The sequence below is a fragment of the Vibrio sp. 10N.222.49.C9 genome, assembly GCF_041474985.1.
Classification (GTDB): Bacteria; Pseudomonadota; Gammaproteobacteria; order Enterobacterales; family Vibrionaceae; genus Vibrio; species Vibrio crassostreae_C.
Map to the genome: position 1 here is coordinate 57601 of NZ_JBFRVD010000060.1, position 4174 is coordinate 61774.

Below are 4174 nucleotides of genomic sequence, written 5' to 3' on the forward strand. Positions count from 1 at the left end.
CGAGATTCGAGATTCGAGAAAATTAGAAAGGTTGACGTGAAAGCGTCAACCTTTTTTTTGTCTGGAGGTTTGTTTACTCGATTATTTAAGCGATTAGCTAACCTACACAGCAAGAGATCTCCTATTACGCTCATTCGTCGCTCTAGGAGATGACGAGAATAGGTGTAGTGAATCCAAGACAACATCAATGATGCGCCATCAAACCACACCAAATCGTTATCCCTCTTCTCACCATCATTCCCTACAGTGAGGGACGAACGTGATAGGGAATCTGCTTATTGAGAACGTAAGCCCTAGCCACATTCAAACTCCGACCTTATACTCATGTAAAACAATTAATTGGAAAGATCATGAGCTTCGAACTTCACCCGCAACTTGCGAAAGACACCACACTTATCGGCGAATTTCCACTGAGCTTAGCCCTGCTACACAAAGATAACGCAGTGCCTTGGGTTATCTTGGTACCAAAACGTGCCAACCTAAAAGAGTTGCACCACTTACCAATGAAAGAGCAACAGCAGTTCCTACATGAATCTCAGGCGGTAAGCCAAGCATTAGAAGCAACGTTCCAACCAGACAAATTGAACCTTGGTGCGCTGGGTAATATGGTGCCACAACTGCACATCCACCATATTGCACGCTTCAAAGACGACATTGCTTGGCCCGGCCCAGTATGGGGTAATACAAAAGGCGAACAGCGCAGTGAAGAAGATCAAGCCGCTATCCTGACTCGTATCCAAAACGTTCTGTCACTGAGCTCTATCTTCAAGAAAGCATAATTCGAGTTCATCTCATTGAGCTTTAAAGCAAAACACTTCAGAAAAGACACATAACAAAAAGCCACTCATCTTAGATAAGCGGCTTTGTCATTTTCTAATCTCGCCTTTTTCAACGAGAGTCTGAAGACCGAACTACATCATCACGTTAAGCGACAAACCATCTTGTTTGCTGATGGTGTAGCGAATACGCGTTGTATGACCATGCTTATTCGTATCGACCAAACGAGAAACTTTCCCTTTCTTGACCCAAACACTCAGCATCGCATCGACGCCATCTTCACTCATGCCAAACTTTGCAGCGAGCTCTTTACGAGCCGCAACGCCGTGGCTATCAATGTATTGATGAAGTTCAGTTAAAATCATACTACTTGCACCTCTAGTGCTTTCTGCTTACTGCCCACTTTCTTGAAGACGCGATACGTCACCACAAAACCACCAGCAATCGCCACCATCCATACTGCACTTGTCACAGGATGCGCAGCAAAGTTTGCCGCTTGGTAGTAGAAAGTCGCACCAAAGTAACCAAGAGCCATCGTCCAAACCGCGATGAAGCGTGCAAACGTCTGACCAAATTCACGAACATAAGCACCCATCGCGGCCACACAAGGCGTGTAAAGCAGGATAAGAATCAAGTAAGCGAATGCCGCATGACCAGATACAAACTTGTCTTTCAAGTTACCAAAGATAGAGGTATCGACTTCTTGGTCAGCTGCTACAGAATTAGAGTCAGACAAGTCGCCAACTTCAATACCTAATGGATCTGAGTAGCTCAATCCGGCTAGGTTTTCAGGGATCGTCATTACCGCTTCTTGCAGGCTTGCTGCTAAGTCAAACTCAGCTGCTTCTTCATCAGAAGGCGTTGTATATAGGCTATTTAATGTACCAACAACGGCTTCTTTAGCGAAAATACCTGTGATGATACCAACCGTTGCAGGCCAGTTCTCTTCAGTAATACCAATTGGTTGGAATACAGGTGTTACAACTTGAGCTGCTCTAGACAGTACTGAGTTTTCGCTATCTTCGTTACCAAAGCTGCCGTCCATACCTAGAGAGTTTAGGAAGCTAAGAATAGCCACAACCATCACGATTGTTTTACCTGCACCAAGTACGAAACGCTTCAGCTTCTGCCAAGTTTTCAACATTACGTTTTGCACTGTCGGCAATTCGTAATCTGGCATTTCCATCACTAAGCTATCACTGCTACCTGGGTAGATCGTGTTTTTCAGGAACAAACCCGTAAATACAGAAGCAACGATACCCATGATGTACAGAGCGAATACTACGTTTTGTCCTGCACCTGGGAAGAACGCCGCCGCGAACAGTACGTATACCGGTAAACGAGCACCACATGACATAAACGGCGCCATTGATGCTGCTAGTTTACGTTCGCGCTCTTGGTCAAGAGTACGAGTTGCCATGATTGAAGGCACGTTACAACCAAAGCCCAGTACAAGTGGGACAAATGCTTTACCCGGTAAACCAATCTTCTGCATCACTTTATCAAGTACAAATGCAGCACGAGCCATGTAGCCTGAGCTTTCTAGTACCGCTAAGAATAGGTAAAGCGCTGCGATAACAGGAATAAAGGTCGCAACCGTTTGGATACCGCCGCCAATACCATCAGCAAGTACAGTGACTAACCAAACTGGTAAATGGCCATCTAATAAGTGGTGTCCACCATCAACTAATATTGCTCCAACACCAATATCGAAGAAGTCGATAAACGCACTACCGATATTGATAGAGAACATGAACATTAGGTACATGATAACGAAGAAGAAAGGAATACCGACCCATTTGTTCAAAATGAATTGGTCTGCTTTCTCTGTAAAGTTACGGCTTAGTTTGCCTTCGCTGCGACGAACACGTTTACAAAGGTCATGTAAGAAAGTGTATTTAGCGTCAGCAACAGCAAGGTCAATATCGAAATCGGCACCAAGACGCACGCTATCAATTTGAGTGCGAGTTTGTGGGGCTAAACCATTCAATACCAAGTAATCATTTTCTAAAGCACGAATCGCTAGCGCTCGGTGAGATACGTCAGCATCATCAAATTGTGACTCAACAGAAGGGATAAGAGCTTCTAACGCGGCATCGTAATCAATAGAGATAGGGTCAAGGCTCACACCTTGAACAAGCAGTTTATGCAGGCGCTCTTTAAAGCGAACCACTTGACCTTTATCGTTTGCAGACAAGCTTAGAACTGGGCAACCTAGCTCTTTCTCTAGTGCTTTAAGGTTAATCACCTGACGTTCGCGCTTTAATACATCCATTTTGTTCAACACAACGATCATTGGGCGACCCAACTCACGCAGCTGTAATGTCATATATAAGCTTCGTTCTAGACAGCTAGCGTCGACAACATTGATGATCACATCTGCTGGGTGAGTTAAAACAGCGCGAGACGCGATAGACTCATCGATGCTGTTCGCATCATTACCACTGTCTAGTGCGTAGATACCCGGTAAATCCGTTAGTTGAAACTGATCACCAGCGTGCGAGTATAAACCCGTCTTCTTTTCAACAGTGACACCAACCCAGTTACCAACGTGCTGCTTAGCACCAGTCAGTGCGTTGAACAGTGTTGTTTTACCACTATTCGGGTTACCAACGGTAAGAACTTGATAATCCATTTAGATAACCTCGATTTGTTCTGCAATGCTTTCACGAATGGCGATAGAAACACCTCTCACTTCAACTTGAAGCGGATCACCCATAGGTGCACGGCGGATAAGCGTCACCTCGGTTTTTGGCAACATACCCATGACCATAAGTTTCTTCCTTACGTCTGGTGTTAAACCTGTTAGTGCAACAATAGAAGCCGCCTTTCCTTGCTCTAATTGTGAGAGTTTCATAAGTACCCAATTCGTGACTGATAATGAGAAAGATTGTTATTAACGCCATGATACACATACATGCCCACAATTCTATTGTGTGAAATCAATGTTTTCGAAAATACATACTCGTAAGTTTCGTTAAAAACGTTTACGTCAAAAACGTTACTTTCAACAACTAGCGAGAACTACCTCACTAGTACAAACCCTCCCAAACAAAAACAAATCATTAATTATCAATCACTTGAGACAATGTCGGTTTTCTCATAGGTATCTGTCGTTAATTTTATAAGTAAAATAAGTAGCTGGACGTATAGTTACTCCATCGAAGAGAAACTACTTCTCTTTAATTTTATTCCAGAGGTGATATGGCTTTGCTATATCACTCCGGCAGCAAGCGAAGGTGTCGTTGGCACCCGTGGTATAGTCCCCCCGGCTATGCCACGATATTTTTTTTCTTCCCTTTTTTTTATCCCAACAACCTTTTTAAACTCCCCATTTATCTCGTATCTCGTATCTCGTATCTCGTATCTCGTATCTCGTATCTCGTATCTCGTATCT

5 protein-coding genes are annotated in these 4174 nt (G+C 43.8%); 1 reads left to right on the forward strand and 4 read right to left on the reverse strand.

Going from position 1 to position 4174, the window contains the following annotated elements:
* The first annotated feature begins 350 nt into the window (after nt 1–350).
* Nucleotides 351–779: an HIT domain-containing protein gene (locus AB4585_RS20735; RefSeq protein ID WP_017061937.1), complete on the forward strand. Its 429-nt coding sequence runs from the start codon at nt 351–353 to the stop codon at nt 777–779.
* A gap of 132 nt (nt 780–911) precedes the next feature.
* On the opposite strand, the gene AB4585_RS20740 is transcribed toward AB4585_RS20735, so the two are convergent.
* The 4 genes from AB4585_RS20740 to AB4585_RS20755 all read right to left on the reverse strand — a co-directional run.
* On the reverse strand, nt 912–1142 hold the full coding sequence (locus AB4585_RS20740) for a FeoC-like transcriptional regulator (protein ID WP_017061938.1): 231 nt from the start codon (nt 1140–1142) through the stop codon (nt 912–914).
* Nucleotides 1139–3412, reverse strand: a complete 2274-nt coding sequence (feoB, locus tag AB4585_RS20745) for a Fe(2+) transporter permease subunit FeoB (protein WP_372056274.1) — start codon at nt 3410–3412, stop codon at nt 1139–1141. The genes AB4585_RS20740 and feoB overlap by 4 nt, the downstream gene beginning before the upstream one ends.
* A complete protein-coding gene (locus AB4585_RS20750; protein ID WP_004734203.1) occupies nt 3413–3634 on the reverse strand; it encodes a FeoA family protein in 222 nt (73 codons plus the stop codon).
* Between the two features lie 356 nt (nt 3635–3990).
* Nucleotides 3991–4174: hypothetical protein (locus AB4585_RS20755; protein WP_372170774.1), on the reverse strand; the 184-nt coding region annotated here is incomplete at its 5' end.